Source organism: Bradyrhizobium sp. BLXBL-03 (assembly GCF_051853015.1).
Taxonomy (GTDB): domain Bacteria; phylum Pseudomonadota; class Alphaproteobacteria; order Rhizobiales; family Xanthobacteraceae; genus Bradyrhizobium; species Bradyrhizobium manausense.
On the sequence record NZ_CP182470.1, the window covers coordinates 5,883,720 to 5,899,374 of the forward strand.

The 15,655-nt window shown below is 64.4% G+C and carries 16 protein-coding genes; 1 reads left to right on the forward strand and 15 read right to left on the reverse strand.

Going from position 1 to position 15,655, the window contains the following annotated elements:
* Positions 1 to 2: 2 nt before the first annotated feature.
* The 13 genes from paaI to ACNJX9_RS28255 form a co-directional block, all read right to left on the reverse strand.
* Positions 3 to 452: a hydroxyphenylacetyl-CoA thioesterase PaaI gene (paaI, locus tag ACNJX9_RS28195; protein WP_439405270.1), complete on the reverse strand. Its 450-nt coding sequence runs from the start codon at positions 450 to 452 to the stop codon at positions 3 to 5.
* A 55-nt stretch (positions 453 to 507) separates the two neighbouring features.
* Positions 508 to 1,590 carry a 1,2-phenylacetyl-CoA epoxidase subunit PaaE gene (paaE, locus tag ACNJX9_RS28200; RefSeq protein ID WP_439405272.1) on the reverse strand — a complete coding sequence of 361 codons (1,083 nt, stop codon included), beginning with the start codon at positions 1,588 to 1,590 and terminating at the stop codon, positions 508 to 510.
* A gap of 165 nt (positions 1,591 to 1,755) precedes the next feature.
* The gene (gene paaD / locus ACNJX9_RS28205; protein WP_057753200.1) at positions 1,756 to 2,259 is read right to left on the reverse strand and encodes a 1,2-phenylacetyl-CoA epoxidase subunit PaaD; all 504 of its coding nucleotides are present in this window, start codon (positions 2,257 to 2,259) and stop codon (positions 1,756 to 1,758) included.
* Positions 2,253 to 3,029: a 1,2-phenylacetyl-CoA epoxidase subunit PaaC gene (paaC, locus tag ACNJX9_RS28210; protein ID WP_057753202.1), complete on the reverse strand. Its 777-nt coding sequence runs from the start codon at positions 3,027 to 3,029 to the stop codon at positions 2,253 to 2,255. The genes paaD and paaC overlap by 7 nt, the downstream gene beginning before the upstream one ends.
* Before the next feature lie 15 nt (positions 3,030 to 3,044).
* Positions 3,045 to 3,332, reverse strand: a complete 288-nt coding sequence (gene paaB, locus ACNJX9_RS28215; RefSeq protein ID WP_008136594.1) for a 1,2-phenylacetyl-CoA epoxidase subunit PaaB — start codon at positions 3,330 to 3,332, stop codon at positions 3,045 to 3,047.
* Between the two features lie 10 nt (positions 3,333 to 3,342).
* Positions 3,343 to 4,347, reverse strand: a complete 1,005-nt coding sequence (paaA, locus tag ACNJX9_RS28220) for a 1,2-phenylacetyl-CoA epoxidase subunit PaaA (protein ID WP_439405274.1) — start codon at positions 4,345 to 4,347, stop codon at positions 3,343 to 3,345.
* Positions 4,348 to 4,423: 76 nt separating this feature from the next.
* Complete coding sequence (paaX, locus tag ACNJX9_RS28225) at positions 4,424 to 5,290, reverse strand: phenylacetic acid degradation operon negative regulatory protein PaaX (protein ID WP_439405276.1); 867 nt, start codon at positions 5,288 to 5,290, stop codon at positions 4,424 to 4,426.
* A 72-nt stretch (positions 5,291 to 5,362) separates the two neighbouring features.
* The gene (locus ACNJX9_RS28230; protein ID WP_057753793.1) at positions 5,363 to 6,133 is read right to left on the reverse strand and encodes an esterase/lipase family protein; all 771 of its coding nucleotides are present in this window, start codon (positions 6,131 to 6,133) and stop codon (positions 5,363 to 5,365) included.
* Positions 6,134 to 6,332: 199 nt separating this feature from the next.
* On the reverse strand, positions 6,333 to 7,619 hold the full coding sequence (locus tag ACNJX9_RS28235) for a DUF445 domain-containing protein (RefSeq protein WP_439405278.1): 1,287 nt from the start codon (positions 7,617 to 7,619) through the stop codon (positions 6,333 to 6,335).
* A 189-nt stretch (positions 7,620 to 7,808) separates the two neighbouring features.
* Positions 7,809 to 8,264: a phasin gene (locus ACNJX9_RS28240; RefSeq protein WP_057753209.1), complete on the reverse strand. Its 456-nt coding sequence runs from the start codon at positions 8,262 to 8,264 to the stop codon at positions 7,809 to 7,811.
* Between the two features lie 242 nt (positions 8,265 to 8,506).
* Positions 8,507 to 9,100 carry a GNAT family N-acetyltransferase gene (locus tag ACNJX9_RS28245; RefSeq protein WP_439405280.1) on the reverse strand — a complete coding sequence of 198 codons (594 nt, stop codon included), beginning with the start codon at positions 9,098 to 9,100 and terminating at the stop codon, positions 8,507 to 8,509.
* Positions 9,097 to 10,179 (reverse strand): PHA/PHB synthase family protein, encoded by a 1,083-nt coding sequence (locus ACNJX9_RS28250; protein WP_439405282.1) that lies wholly within the window; start codon positions 10,177 to 10,179, stop codon positions 9,097 to 9,099. The genes ACNJX9_RS28245 and ACNJX9_RS28250 overlap by 4 nt, the downstream gene beginning before the upstream one ends.
* Positions 10,176 to 10,556, reverse strand: a complete 381-nt coding sequence (locus ACNJX9_RS28255) for a hypothetical protein (protein ID WP_057753215.1) — start codon at positions 10,554 to 10,556, stop codon at positions 10,176 to 10,178. The genes ACNJX9_RS28250 and ACNJX9_RS28255 overlap by 4 nt, the downstream gene beginning before the upstream one ends.
* A gap of 126 nt (positions 10,557 to 10,682) precedes the next feature.
* Between ACNJX9_RS28255 and ACNJX9_RS28260 the strand changes: the two genes are divergently transcribed.
* A complete protein-coding gene (locus ACNJX9_RS28260) occupies positions 10,683 to 11,642 on the forward strand; it encodes an alpha/beta fold hydrolase (protein WP_083514521.1) in 960 nt (319 codons plus the stop codon).
* On the opposite strand, the gene ACNJX9_RS28265 is transcribed toward ACNJX9_RS28260, so the two are convergent.
* Both ACNJX9_RS28265 and ACNJX9_RS28270 read right to left on the reverse strand, forming a co-directional pair.
* The gene (locus ACNJX9_RS28265) at positions 11,639 to 12,313 is read right to left on the reverse strand and encodes a spermidine synthase (RefSeq protein ID WP_439405285.1); all 675 of its coding nucleotides are present in this window, start codon (positions 12,311 to 12,313) and stop codon (positions 11,639 to 11,641) included. The genes ACNJX9_RS28260 and ACNJX9_RS28265 overlap by 4 nt on opposite strands.
* A 30-nt stretch (positions 12,314 to 12,343) precedes the next feature.
* Positions 12,344 to 15,580, reverse strand: a complete 3,237-nt coding sequence (locus tag ACNJX9_RS28270) for a bifunctional cytochrome P450/NADPH--P450 reductase (protein ID WP_439405287.1) — start codon at positions 15,578 to 15,580, stop codon at positions 12,344 to 12,346.
* Positions 15,581 to 15,655: the final 75 nt, after the last annotated feature.

Consider the following 15,655-nt stretch of genomic DNA (forward strand, 5'->3'; position numbering starts at 1 on the left):
CTTTATTGATCTTGCCTCGGCAGCCACGTGCCCGGAACGACACGCGAATGCCCACGGAATTCAGCAATGACGGTGTCGCCCGCGGTGACACACACATCATAGATGCCGGAGCGGCCGCCGCGGCTCACCTCGCGCGCCGTCGCAACAAGGCGGTCGCCGAGCCTGCCGGGCTTGAGAAAGGTGATCTGCCCCTGCGCCGCGACGACGCGCTCATTGTGCGAGTTGCAGGCAAAGGCGAAGGCGGAATCGGCGAGCGTGAAGATGAAGCCGCCATGGGCGATGCGCTGGCCGTTGACCATGTCCGGACGCACAATCATGGCCAGCGTCGCGAAGCCGGGGCCGATCTCGACGATCTCCATGCCGAGGCCCTTGGAGGCATCGTCCTCGGCCCACATCGCATCGGCACAGGCGCGGGCGATATCCTCAGGCGACAGGGCGGCTTTGACGTTCACGCGCTTCTCCCGGTGAAATGCTTGCTCATGATGTTCTGCCTGATGGCCAAGACTGTCAAACGTGGTCGTAGTCGACCACGACCCGTTCCGACGATGGCTTGGCCTGGCAGGTGAGAACAAACCCGGCCTTGAGCTCCCAGGGCTCCAGCGAATAATTGATGTCCATGGGCGCCTCGCCCTCAACCAGCTTGGCGCGGCAGGTCGAGCACATGCCGCCCTTGCAGGCAAAGGGCAGATCGACGCCGGCGCGCAGCGCGGCATCGAGGATGGCCTCGTCCTCGGCGACCGGCACGTCGCGGCGCTTGCCGTCGATGATCAGCGATGCGACCGCCTTCGGCGGCGCATCTGAAACGACGACTTTCCTCGGCCGCGGCTTGCCGCCGAACTCCGAGACGAAACGCTCGACATGGATGCGCTCCTCCGCAATGCCGAGATCGCGGCATGTGGCCTCGATCTCCTCGCTCATGCCCAGGGGACCGCAGATAAAGACGTGGTCGACACTGTCGGCTGGCACCAGCGAGCGCAGCAGCACCCGCACCTTGCCGCCGTCGAGCCGGCCATGCAGAATCGGGATGTCCTGCTCCTCACCGGAGATGACGTGGAAGATCGAGAGGCGATCGATGAAACGGTCCTTCAGCTCCTCGAGCGCCTCCAGGAACATGATGTTGTCGGTCGTGCGGTTGCCGTAGAACAGGAAGAAGCGACTGTCCGGCTCGCGCGCCAGCACGCCCTTGACGATCGACAGGATCGGCGTGATGCCGGAGCCCGCGGCAAAGCCGACATGGATGCGTCCGGCCTCGGCCGGAGGGATCACACCAAAGCGCCCGGTCGGCGTCATCACGTCGAGCTCATCGCCGCGTTTCAGCTCCTCCGCGGCCCAGCTCGAAAACGCGCCGCCGTCCACCTTCTTCACGGCAATGCGGATCTCGCCGTCGTCAGGGCCGGAGCAGATCGAATAGGAGCGGCGCACCTCCTCGCCGTCCAGCGTGGTGCGCAGCGTCAGATACTGGCCGGGGCTGAAAGCATAGTCGTCGGCGAGCTCGCGCGGGATGGCGAAGGTGATCGAGACGGCGTCCGACGCCTCGCGGCGGAAGTCGTTGACGGCCAGGCGGTGAAAGCGCGGTGCGGCTGCGGACATCTTGGATACCCTAGATTTGAGCCACAGCCGTCATTGCGAGCCACCGGGTCCGCGCAAAGCGCGCCCCGACGACAGGTTCCGCGAAGCAATCCAGAATCCCTCCGCGGAGACAGTCTGGATTGCTTCGCTGCGCTCGCAATGACGATCGGATGGGCATCGTGCGCCTCAATGACACTTGAAATAATCGAAGGGTTCGCGGCAGGCCTTGCAGCGCCAGAGCGCCTTGCAGGAGGTCGAGCCGAATTCGGACAGCAGCTCGGTCTTGTCGGAGCCGCATTGCGGGCACTCGACGGCTTGCTCGCCGAACAGCGCGCGGCGTGAGCTTGAGGCTTGCGGTGGCGCGATGCCGTAGGCACGCAGCTTGCGGCGCCCCTCCTCGCTCATCCAGTCGGTGGTCCAGGCCGGCGACAGCACCGTGCGCACCGTCGGGCGGTGGAAGCCGGCGCGCTCCAGCGCGATCTCGATTTCCAGCGCGATCATGTTCATGGCCGGGCAGCCCGAATAGGTCGGGGTGATCGCGACCTCGACGCGGTCGCCGTCGACGGAGACATCACGGAGCACACCGAGATCGGCGATGGTCAACACCGGAATCTCGGGATCGACCACGCTCGCCGCGGCGTCCCAGGCGCGCTTGCGCAGCTCGCTGTCGCGCTCGAGCACCGTCACCATGTCAGCCCCGGGAAGGTTCGCTGCATGGATTGCAGCTCGGACAGGAGGTGGCCGAGATGCTCGCTGTGCCGGCCGTAACGGCCGCCCTGCTGCATCCAGTCGTTCTGCGGCAGTACAAGCGTTGCCTCGCTGACGACGTCGGACAGCGTCGTCAGCCAGTGGCCGCGCAGGGTGCCGGGATCGATCGCGATACCGGCGTGGATCAGCGCGCGTTCGCCGTCGTCGACGGCGAACATCTCGCCGGTGAAGGCCCAGAGGTGATCGATCGCGGCTTGCGCGCGTGCGTGACTTTCGTCCGTGCCATCGCCGAGCCGGACGATCCATTCCGACGCGTGGCGCAGATGATAGGCGCTTTCCTTTTCCGACTTCGCGGCGACAGCCGCGAGCGTCGCATCGCGCGAAGCCATCATCGCGCGCCAATAGATATCGGCGAAGGCGGAATAGAAGAACTGCCGCACCAGGGTCTGGGCGAAGTCGCCGTTGGGCTGCTCAACCAGCAGCAGATTGCGGTACTGCCTGACATCCCGCAGATAGGCGAGCTTGTCCTCGTCGTTATCCCTGCCCTCGACCTTGGCGGCATAGGTGTAGAGCTCGCGTGCCTGACCGATCAGGTCGAGCGCAATGTTGGATAGCGCCATGTCCTCTTCCAGCATCGGCGCATGCCCGCACCATTCCGACAGCCGATGGCCAAGGATCAGCGCATCGTCGGCGCGCCGCAGCGCGTAGAGCACCAACGGCGTTTCGGAGACCTGGATGTTGGCGGAAGACATCACATCACCCCCATCTCACATGTGTCCCACTTCCTCGGGCACCTCGTAGAAGGTCGGATGCCGGTAGATTTTCGATTCCGCCGGCTCGAACATCATGCCCTTCTCGGCGGGATCGCTGGCGGTGATCGCGGTCGACGGCACCACCCAGATCGAGAGGCCCTCGCCCCGGCGGGTGTAGATGTCGCGAGCGGCTTGCAGCGCCATGGTGGCGTCGCTCGCATGCAGCGAGCCGACATGCTTGTGCGCAAGCCCGTTGCGGCTGCGAATGAAGACTTCCCACAGCGGAGTGTTCGGCGTGGCCATCCTGATCTCCCTATTCCGCGGCTTGCGCGGTCTGACGCCGGGCGCGCTTGGCGGCATAGGCGGTAGCCGCTTCGCGCACCCAGGCGCCCTCGTCATGCGCCTTTCGGCGCGCGGCCATGCGGTCGCGGTTGCACGGGCCGTTGCCGGCAAGCACCTGCTTGAACTCGGTCCAGTCGATCTCGCTGTAGCGCCAATGGCCATCCGCGTCCTGGGTCATGCCGGGATCTGGAATGGTGAGGCCGAGATATTGCGCCTGCGGCACGGTGGCATCGACGAATTTCTGGCGCAGCTCGTCATTGGAAAAGCGCTTGATCTTCCACTTCGTCGAAGTGTCGCTGTGCTGGCTCGTCGCATCAGGCGGGCCAAACATCATCAGCACCGGCCACCACCAGCGGTTCAGCGCATCCTGCGCCATCGCCTTCTGCTCGTCCGAGCCGCGGCAGAGCGTCAGCATGATCTCGTAGCCCTGGCGCTGGTGGAACGACTCCTCCTTGCAGACGCGGATCATCGCGCGCGCATAGGGGCCGTAGGAGCAGCGGCATAGCGGAATCTGGTTCATGATCGCGGCGCCGTCGACCAGCCAGCCGATGGTGCCGATGTCGGCCCAGGTCAGCGTCGGATAATTGAAGATCGAGGAATATTTTGCTTTCCCGGCGAGCATGGCGTCGACCAGCTCTTCGCGGGAGCTGCCGAGCGTCTCTGCCGCAGCGTAAAGATAGAGCCCGTGGCCGCACTCGTCCTGCACCTTGGCGAGCAGCGCGGCCTTGCGGCGCAAGGTCGGCGCGCGCGTGATCCAGTTGCCTTCGGGCAGCATGCCGACGATTTCCGAATGGGCGTGCTGGGAGATCTGGCGGGTCAGCGTCTTGCGGTAGGCCACCGGCATCCAGTGATTCGGCTCGATGCGCTCCTCGGCATCGATACGGGCCTGGAACTGCGCAGCCTTAGCCGCATCCTTGGCCGCATCCTCAAGACCGCGATCGTCGGTCTCGGCCGTGTTCAGCGCCTGGGTATACATGCGCGTCCTCCCGTTTTGTTGGGAGGCAATATATAACATAAATTACTTCATGCAAGATATTTCTGTAACATATAGATTAGCCGCCAAACCTACGCTCCAGCAGCTTCCGCGCCGGCGGCAGCGCTCCCTTTTCATTGGTTCCGTGGCCATCAAGCCATTGTTCGGACGGAGCAAGCAGCGCGCGATAGATCTCGCCGCAAAGCTCGCGCGCCGCCCTGCCCGGCCAATCCGCCGGCAACAGGCTTTCGGGCAGCAACGGATCGCGCAGCACGACACGGCGGTAATAGTGGATCAGCAGGATACGTGCCGTGAAGGCGTCGGCCTCGGACAAATCCGTGCCGCGCGCCAGTGCGGCGCGCAGCGGCTCGAACGTCTTCATGAATTTCAGATAGGCGTCCGCGGTGCGCTCCAGCGGCCAGCTCGCGCTGAGCAGGCGACGCCCGCTGTCATCCTCCGCCGACACCTCGAGGCGGATCGCGCCCGCGGCCTCCTCAGGCACCGGCACACCCGACGGTGCGACCCACACGCCCGGCAACGGGCTGCCGAAGCCGGCATTGCGCAGCGCCTCGCGCGAGGCGTCGCGGTCTTCACCGTTGCCGATCAGCAGCAGCTCGAAGCGGCCTGTCCAGTCCGACGGCGGCGGATCGTAGATGTGGCGCGTCGCGGCTTCGAACGTCTCTCGGCCCTTCTCGGCGAGACGATAAAAACTGTTGCGGCCGACCTTCTCGCGCGTCAGCCAGCCATCGGCGGCGAGCCGCGACATCGCCGTCCGCACCACGCTGCCATCGATATCGAGCCCCTCGAAGAACGCCAGCAGCGTGCCGAGCCACACCGAACCGCCGCGCGGCACGATGGCATCGCCAAACATGGTGATGATGATGGAGCCCGTCCGCGACGGCTCGCGCTTGAGCTGGTCGATGATACGAGAAAGCGGATGCGCCATGCGGCAGGCTTAGCGCGTTTGGTGCTATTCGCAAATTCCGGCCTCCCCCCGCAAGCGGGGAGAGGCGAAGAACTACCGATGCGGATCGGGGTAGACCACGCTGCGCCAGCCGCTGCGATCGAAGGGGCGCCATTGGCCTTCCTTCTGCGCGAGGCGGTCGGCCACCGCATAGACGACGGCGGGATGGTGGCCCATGCCGCAATGGCTGCTCTCGACCTCAATGCTCTCGGTCTGCGCGCCCGTCTTCTCCATGCAGCCCTGCCAGGCGCAGACGCCGTCGGTGCGGCTGAAGATGGCGGTGGTCGGGACCGGCGGCGGGGCGGCGAGGTCGCCGCCGAAGCGCGCGTCGACCTCGTCGGCGCGGCGGCCGCTGGCCCATTCATAGACGCGCCAGGCATTGGTCGATCGAGGATTGCCGGCGAAGGGGCTGCCGAGCGTGATCACCTGGCGCACACGGTCGGGCATCATCTTGGCGAGCTGGCGCGCATAGAGGCCGCCAAGGCTCCAGCCGACCAGGCTGATGTTGCGACCGTGCTTGTCGTTGAGCTCCTCGACCAGATCGACCATTGCATCCTGCACGCCCTCGCGCAGGCCGTAATTGCGGCCCTGGCGCCAGCCGCTCACGGCGTAGCCCTTGGCTGCCAGGAAGGTGCGTAGCGCGCGCGTGGACTCGTCGGACGCGACGAGGCCCGGCAGCACCAGCACCGGATGCCCGTCGCCGCGCGGCGCAAGGCTCAGCAGCGGCAACGCGCCGAGGAATGCGCCGAACTCGTGGATCGCCCGCCCTTCCAGAAACATCAGAGTACGGGACGGCGGACGTAGGGTCTGGGCGGTAGCGGTCATCATGGATCCCCTTGGGAAGAATTCCTGAACAGCCCGCCGGCCGTAAGCGGCAACGGACACGAATTCCAATACGCCGGCTTCTCGATCGTTCCGCAGCGCAACATGAATCAGCTAGGCGGCCGGTTCCCGATATTCAAGCGGGAGGGATGCCCGGCGACAATAGGCCGGCGCGTTAATGCTGTCAGGCGTGACGCAAAAGTCACAACAATCGAAGCAGGAATTCTCCGGAGTAGAGCGCAAGACCCGCGAGCCCGCCGATCAGCGAGCCGTTGAAACGGATGTATTGCAGGTCGCGGCCGATGTTGATTTCGATCAGCGAAATCAGCTGCGCCATGTCCCACGCCTTGACCTGATCGGAGATGAAGGTCGAGACGCCGCTCTTCTGGTCGGCGGCGAAGCTGCGCAGCACCGTCACCAGGCCCCGGTTGATCTCGCCGCGTAGCTCGGCATCGCCGGCGAGCGCTTCGCCCGCCGAGACGAACATGCCGGCGAGATGATGCTGCAGCACCTGGGTCTCGCCGGATGCGCTGCGCTCGATGAAGGAGCGCGTGTTGGCCCAGACGGTGCGGGCGAGATCGGCAAGCTCGGGCCGCGCCAGGAAATCGCGCTTCAAGCCGTCAATGCGGTCGATATAGGCCCGGTCGGTGCCGAGCCGATCGACGAAGCTGAGCACCATGCGGTCGAACTCGCCGCGGAACGGATGCCTGGGATCGCTGCGCACCTCGTTGAAGAACGCGGTGGCGGAGGAGACGATCTTGTTCACGAGAAACTTGTCGGCGCGATAGAGCTTGAGCAGGGTCGGCAGTTCCGCGCGCACTTTCTCGCGGATCATCGCCATCGTTTCCTTCTGGTTCAGCGTCTCGTGCATCACGCGCAGGAGATCGTCGAACAGGATCTGGTGGCGTCCTTCTGCGACGAAGCCGCGCAGCGTTCCGGCCGCGAGCGGAGCGAGGTCGATCGCCTGCATTTGTGTCGACATGCGGCGGATGATGAAGGTCATCAGGCCGGAGCTTTCGGTCGCGGACACCGCCTCCGGCAGCAGCCGCAGCGCAAAGCGCGCGAGGTCATCGCTGCGCTTGCGGTCGCGCAGCCAGTCGGCGACGAAGGAGCCGAAATCGATCTCCTTCAGCTTGGCCTCGACGGGACCGGCCTCGAGGAAATGGACCTGAATGAACTCGCCGAGCTTGTCGGCGATGCGCGCCTGGTTGCTCTGGATGATCGCGGTGTGCGGAATCGGCAGGCCGAGTGGCCGCTTGAACAGCGCCACCACCGCATACCAGTCGGCGAGGCCGCCGATGGTCGCGGCCTCCGCAAAAGCGGCGATGAAGCCGAACACGGGATGCACCGGCAAGAGCCACTTCGCGACAATGAACAGCGCCAATGTCGAAGCCAGCACCAGCGTCGCCAGCGCCTTGACGCGGCGCAGCTCAGCCGCGCGTTCGGCATCGCCGGGGGAATCAAAAGAGAAACTGCTCGAGGGAGTCATCACTGCATCACAGTACTCGTCATTGCGAGCGAAGCGAAGCAATCCAGTCTGCCGCCGCGGAAAGACTCTGGATTGCTTCGCGGAGCCTGTCATCGGGCCGCGCAATGGCGGCAGCGCACAAACAAAAGGCCCGCCGAAGCGGGCCTCAAAACACAGTTTCAACTCAACGCAACAAACTCAACCACACAATCAGGCGGTCTTGCTATAAACCTTGGCGAAGTTGTCCTGAGCGGACTTCGCACCGTTGGCGGCGAGCTTGCCGAGATAGTCGGCGGTCGCCTTGGTGCGCGAGACGAATGCTTCGCCACGGGCGCGGAGCAGGCTCGACTGGATCTCGACGGCTTCGCTGAACGACTTGGCGGACGCGAGCTTGTCGATACCCGAGAAGAACGCCTCGGCGTCCTCGTAGATCGCCTGCTGGATGTTGCGGCTGATCTTGCCGGCTTCAGTGACGGACTCGGTCACCGCGTTCTCGACGGCGGCGGTCACGCGCTCGGAGCCAGCGAACACCTCGGCAGCACGGTCCTTGGCGGTGTTGGCGGTCTTCTTGACGAATTCGCGGGCAGCCTCGGGAACTTCCAGGTTCTGGATGTTCTTGAAAGCGTCTTTGAAGCCCTCGAAAGCGCTGTTGGTTTCGGTGGTCATGGGGGTTCTCTCCATCCTCATTAGGTTGAGCTATGGGCTCACCCCGTCCTCGATGGCCCGGGGCACTGGATATATGGCATTGTTAATTGTGCGACGCAATATCCTTGTTGCAATGCGATATCACGAATTCGTGATCAGCCTAGTCCGGAGGCATTCCGATGCCTCCCCGTCCCGCCGCCCTACTGTGCATGGGGTTGTTTTGCGGGTCGCCGGATGCCGCTCCTAGTGCTGGACCGCGCTACTTAGTGCTGGACGGCGCCTGGCAGCCCATAGGCCTCCATCTGGGCCTGGACCTGCGCGATGTTGTGGCCGAGCACAACGATATCGTGGGTCTTGCCGTCGACATCCCGGACATGGTCCCGGAGCAACGCCTCAGCCTTGAAGCCGAGGCTTTCGAACAGCGCGATCGCCGCCTGCTGGTCGACCGTCATCTGGACCGAGAGCTTCTCCAGCCCCGCCCCGAGCGCGAGCGCGAAGGTCTCCTGCGACAGCGCCTTCCCCACCCCCTTCCCGCGCACGTCCTGCGACACCACCATGCGGATCTCGCCGACATGGGGCGACCAGGAATGCGGGTCGCGCACCAGGGTGCCGCAGCCGACGACCGTGCCACCCCTGACCGCGAGCAGGCTCTGAATGGCGCCGCGCTCGATCTCCTTGACCCAGGCCGACAGCACCTTCGGCTCGCTGATGTTGCGCGGCAGGAACAAGAGGTCATGGGTCGGCAGGCCTTTGCCGAAGGCGAGCACGGCGGCTTCATCGGCGGCCGACATCAGGCGGATCTCGATAACGCCGGCGTCGGTCTTGACGTGGCGCGGATAGGTACGCTGCTCACTCATGTCGATCGTGTCCCCAGCCAGGAATCCAGTTTCGGCCATAGCCGCTTGATGGCATTGGCGCCGGCGACCAGCGAGACGTGTCCGCCTTTCAGCATCACCTCCTCCTTGTCCGCCGAGCCGATCTTCGCGATCAGATGTTTGGCCGCGTCATAAGGCACGATGTGATCGTGCTCGGCGACCGCGTGCAGGATCGGCACCTTGATGTTCGCGAGCTTCGCCGCGCGGCCGCCCACCGACATGGTGTCATTGTAGAGCTTGTTGTCCCACATCAGGTCCTTGGTGATGGTGCGGAAATATTCGCCCGCCAGCGGCAGCGTGTCGGTCGCCCAGCGGTCGAACATCCGATACGACTTCACGAACTCGTCGTTCCAGATGTTTTCCCAGAGCTGGATCTGGCTCGCCGCGCGCGAGGCCGGACGCAGCATCTCGAACGACGACAGGATCATCTCCGGCGGGACGTTGCCGACGCTGTCGACGAGGCGGTCGACGTCGAAATAGCGGCGGTCGGAGAAATTGGAGAACAGCTTCATCTCGCGGAAGTCGATCGGCGTGGTGAAGCAGATCAGATTCTTCATCGGCCCGTCCGGAAAGATCGAGCCGTACAGCAGCGACAGCACGCCGCCGAAGCAATAGCCGACGACCGAGACGTCCTGCTCGCCGGAATCGGCCTGCACGCGGCGGACGCAATCCGGAATGAAGTCGAGGACATAATCCTCCATCCGCAGGCTTCGCTCCTCCGGTCGCGGCGCGCTCCAGTCCAGCATGTAGACGTCGTAGCCGCGCTTCAACAGGAACTCGATGAAGCTCTGGCCAGGCACGAGGTCGAGGATGTAACCGCGATTGGTAGTCGCCATCACGATCAGCACCGGCACGCGGTAGATCTCGTCCGACATCGGCCGGTAGTGATAGAGGCTCATCGTGCCGCGCGAATGCAGCACGTCCTTCGGGGTCGATCCCAGCGTCGGACCAGAGGTCGAGAAATATTCGACGCCCTTGATGCTGCGCTGGATGGCGCGCTGCACCTCGGCCTGGATGCGCTCCGGGATGCTAGCGAAATCAAGTCCCGTCGGCGCGTTCATTTCGGCCCTCCGCCTTCGGATGGCGGACGTTTGGTACGCGGCGGCCGCGGCGCGGCATCGACCGGCGCTCCGCCCGACGCCGCCGACATCCGGCTGAGCATCGACTTGATCTCGCCGATCTGACCCTCGATGGCTTGCAGCCGCTCGGCGATGCCGGTCATCTGCTCGCGGCTCGGCAGGTTCATCGAGAGAAGATATTTCTCCATGAGATCGCCGAACTGCTTCTGAGCGCCCGCAGCAGCACCGCCGGCCCGATTCATGGCCTGCGAGAATTCAGGCGTCTCCATCGCCTTGGTGGCGAAGGAGTTGAAGCCCTTCTCCATCTCGCCGACCATCTTCTGCCACAGGGCGACAGGGTCGGTGATCTTGTCGGTCATCGGCGTCCTCCAGGTCACGAGGGCTTCTTGCGCCCCTCTTTTGCCGCCATACCACACCGTTGCGACGGGCCGGTCAACGGCTAAGCGACAGGCTGATGTCGTACGGCTTCTTTGCGGCGGCAAACCATGCGATACAATTCCGGCCTGCCACAGGGGAACAATCCGGTGAACGCTTCCGCCCATCAGCCGCCGCAGACCGTTCGCGCCAACGGCATCGACATCTGCTACGAGATTTTCGGCAACGACAATGCCGAGCCGCTTCTGCTGATCATGGGGCTCGGCGCGCAGATGATCCACTGGGACGATGGCTTCTGCGAGCAGCTTGCCGCGCGCGGCTTTCGCGTGATCCGCTTCGACAATCGCGACATCGGGAAGTCGAGCCATCTCACGGGCGGCAAGCGGCTGACGCCGCTCGAATTGATGAAGCTGCGCTTCCTCAGGATTCCCGTGGCCGCTCCTTACAAGCTGATCGACATGGCCAAGGACACGGTCGGGCTGATGGATGCGCTCGGCATCAAGGCTGCGCATCTGGTCGGAGCGTCCATGGGCGGCATGATCGCGCAGGAAGTGACGTTGTCGTTTCCCCAGCGCGTGCGCTCGTTGACGTCGATCATGTCGACGACGGGCAATCCGCGCGTGCCGCCGCCGACGCGGGAGGCTGCCGCGATGTTGATGGCGCCGCCCCCGCGCAGCAAGGAAGAGTTCATCACGCGCTTCGGCGAGACCTGGAAGATATTGCGGGCCGGCTCCTTTCCCGAGGAAGAAGCGCTCGATCCAGGTCGTGCCGAACGCGTCTTCGCCCGCGGGCTCAATCCCGCCGGCGTCGGCCGGCAACTCCGCGCCGTGCTGGCCTCCGGCAGCCGCAAGGAACGGCTGCATGGCGTGAAGACGCCGACGCTGGTGATCCATGGCTCCGTCGATCCGCTGGTGCGCCCCGAGGGCGGCAAGGACACGGCGGAGTCAATTCCGGGCGCAAAGCTGTTGATGATCGAGGGCATGGGCCACGCGCTGCCGATGCGGTTCTGGCCGGAGATCATCGGCGCGATCGACAAGCACGCGCATGGCGCCGCGACCAAAGCGGCTTAAGGCTTCTTCGCGATCCAGATCACGTGGCGCGCCCCGCCGCCTTTGCCGGTGGCGCGCACATTGATCTCGTTGACGTCGAAGCCGGCGCGGCCAAGTCGTTTGGTGAAAGCGGGATTGGGCCCCGATGACCAGACGGCGAGTACACCGCCGGGCCGCAGCGCCGCCTTTGCGGTCGTCAATCCGCTCGCACTGTACAGTGCATCGTTGCCCTTCCGCGTAAGCCCCTCCGGTCCGTTATCGACGTCGAGGAGAATGGCGTCGAAGGCCGAGCTCTTTGCTCGGATGATTTGGCCAACATCGATTTCGCGGATGCTCACCCTGGCATCATCGAGACTGTCGCCGAAGACCTCCGCCATCGGACCGCGCGCCCACGCCACCACCGCTGGCACCAGTTCGGAGACCACGATCTTCGCTTTGGCTCCAAGCACGGCCAGCGCCGCGCGCAGCGTAAAGCCCATACCGAGGCCGCCGATGAGGACGACGGGTCTTGTCACCTTCTCGATCTGCTTCGCTGCGAGCGTTGCGAGGGCGGCTTCGGAGCCCGACAGGCGGTTGTTCATCAGCTCGTTGGTGCCGAGCTTGATCGAAAACTCCTTGCCCCGCCGCATCAGGCGGAGCTCCTCGTCCGAGCCGGGGATTTTGGCGGTGTCGATCTTTTCCCAGGGAATCATGGGAGACGTTTAGCACGATTGGGCTGGCGGTCACCCGCCGGCCCAGACGTCCAGCACGTAGCGGTTCTTCGTACCCATCTCCTCAATCCAGCGGGCGCCCGCGGCCGCATCGCTGCCGCTCCTCTCGCGGTAGATCGCAACCAGCGCCGCCTTCACGTCGGGCTCCATCCTGTTGCCGTCGCCGCAGACATAGATGATTGCGCCCTGCTCGATCAACGGCCAGACCTTGTCTTTCTGCGCGGCGAGGACGTGCTGCACATAGGTCTTCGGTCCGTCCGCCCGCGAGAACGCGGTGAACAGCTCGGTGATGCCGCTCGCAGCAAGCGCCTTGAGCTCATCCGCGTAGAGGAAGTCCTGGTCCGGATGGCGGCAGCCGAAAAACAACATGGACGGTCCGAGCCTGGCGCCCTTGGCCTTGCGCGCGGCGCGCTCCTGGAGGAAGCCGCGGAACGGCGCGAGCCCTGTGCCCGGACCGATCATGATGATCGGCACGGACGGATCGTCGGGAAGCCGGAAACCGGCCTTGGTCTCGCGCACGGTGGCGTAGACCGTGTCGCCCGCACGCCGGTTGGCAAGATAGTTCGAGCAGATGCCCTTGTACGTACCGCGCCCGGAGGCCGCCGGTCCTTCCACCACCCCGACGGTGACACTGCAACGCGCAGGATCGACCGACGGCGAGGACGAGATCGAGTAATAGCGCGGCGCCAGCAGCGAGAGCATTTCCAGATAGACGTGGAACGGCAACTCGCAGGCCGGATATTCAAGCAGCAGGTCGAACACTGATTTGCGCTTGCCCAGGATCTCAGTCCGGTAGCGCTCGAGCGTTTCAGCCTCCTCGCCGACAAAGGCCAGCAGCTTCGGCTTGGTGACCGGACAGCGGGTGTGCTCCGCCATGGTCTGGATCTGCTTCCGTGTCGCCACCTGCTGCAACTCGACAAACTCGCTGAGCAGGCGTCCGACCGACACGGCATTGCCAACAGGCAATTGCGCGCGGCGGCCTTCAGCCACCTGAAGCCTGATCTGGTCGGCCGGCAGGAAGCCGAAGCGGCGGGCAACGGAGTCCACCAGCGTCGGATCGTTGCGGGGAACGACGCTTAGGTGATCGCCAACCCGATAGCTGATGTTGGCCGGTAGCTGCACCTCGATATGGCGCGTCGATCGCTCCGACGGATTTGCACCGGACTTGTTCTGAAGCTCGTCATTGATAAGCACCTTCATCGCGACCGCGCCGCCCTGGGCGACAATGGTGTTGACGGCGGTCACCGCGACAGGCTCGATCGCGTAGAGCGGATCATCCTCCGCGGTGCGGGTGAAATTCCAGTCGATGCCGAATTCCTTGGTCGCGACCTGGGCAGCCGCCGGGAACCATTTCTGGAACTGGCCGTCGAGATCGCTGCGCGCATCGCCCTCGCCGCGCGGATAGACCGCGCGTGCGCCATGCTTGGACATCTGCTCGTCGATGAAGCGCGGCACCGATTGATAGGTTGCGGCCCAGTCGCTGTTGCCGCAGCCGAACACGGCGTAGCGCACACCGGCAAAAGCATCCTTCGGCAAATCCTCGCCGAGCCATTTGACGAATTGCGTCGCATTATCGGGCGGAGCGCCGTTGTAGGATGCGCAGATGATCAGCACGCCACCCTGCTGCGGCAACTTCCCGACATACTCATCGAGCGGCCCGAGATGCACGGCAAAGCCGTTGATCTCGGCAAGATCAGCCATGCGCGTCGCGAGCTCCTCAGCCGTGCCGAGATTGGAGCCGTAGAGCACCAGCATCGGGGTGTTATGGCCTGGCCGTGTCGTCGGCTGTCGTGGTGCCTTTGGCGCAGAAGCCGCAGCCGCGACCGGGCCGCCATAGGCGCCACGCTCGCGATCCGCACGCGGACGCACCTTGATCTTGAAGCCTTCGGGCTTGATCGTCAGCGTTTCCTTCAGGTGCATCTGATAGCGCTGGTGATCGATCAGCTTGAAGCGCTGGAGGATCATGCCGAGCGCCAGCGCCGCCTCGTGCATGGCAAAGCCGCGTCCGATGCAGGCGCGCTGGCCGTTGCCGAACGGCTTCCAGGCATTGATCGGCCGCTTGGCCTCGGCTTCCTTGCTGAAATTCTCGGGATCGAAGACATCGGGATTGGGTCCCCAGACGCCGGGGTCGCGATGCAGCGCGGTCACCAGGATCGTGACGAACGTGCCCTTCCTGAGCTTGTACTTGCCGCCGCCGATGGTCTCGTCGTTCAGCGGCGAGATGCCGTAGGCCGGCGCCGGTGGCCACAGCCGCAGCGCCTCCTTCAGGATCTGTGTGATGTAGGTAAGCTGCGTCACCTGCTGATAGGTCGGCTTGGCGTTGACGTCGGGGCCGAAGACGCGATCGACCTCGTCATAGGCCTTCTTGAGAATGTCCGGATGCTTCAGCAGCGCATAGAGCGTGTAGGACAAAAGGCCGCTGGTGGTCTCGTGACCTGCGATCAGGAACGTGTTGATCTGGTAGCGAATGTTGACATCGTCGAGCTGCTCGCCGGTCGAGCGGTCGACGCCGGTCATCATCGCGGCGAGCATGTCCTTCTTGTCGTCAATGCCCTCCGCGCTCTTGCGGCGCTCGGCGATGATCTCGTCGACCATCTTGTTCATGAAAGCGACGTCTTCGCCGAGCGTCTTCCGCCGCTTCTGCATCCAGAGCTGCTCGAACGGCAGGCCGCGCGTCATCATGATGGTTTCGAGCGAGCGAACCAGCGACTCGACGAAGGGATGGTAGTCGCGCCGGTAGAACGAGTTGAAGCGGTAGTCGAAGCCACAGAGGCCGATGGTGTCGAGCGTCAGCGCGGTCATGTCATGGACGACGTCGATCTCGTCGTCGGCGTTCAGACGCTCCCATTTCTGGACGAGTTGCTCGGCGATGTCGACCATGCTCGAATGATAGGACTGCATGGCGCGATTGCCGAAGGGCTGCAGCAGAATATTGTGCGCCTTGCTCCAGTTCGGCTCCTTGGTATCCGCCGTGAACAGGCCGTCGCCCCCGACCGCGCGCACGCGCCGCAACGCACCGCGCACCGTCTTGTCGAAGCGCTTCTCGTCGGAGATCTCGTCGACGAGATCATGGCCGGACACGACGACGATCGGCGAGCCCATCATGTCGAGCCAGAAGATCGGGCCCAGCTCCTTGGCAAGTCGGGTCAAATGCTGCACGGGAGCGGCCGAGTCCAGCGACAGCATGTTGCCGACCACCGGCTTGGTTGGCGGCTGCGGAATCGGATCCAGACGGTTCTTCGATGACATAAAAAACGTTTCCCCCTGCCGCGATCGCCAACTTCGTCATTGCGAGGAGCTCGCGACAAAATTGCGGAGCAATTT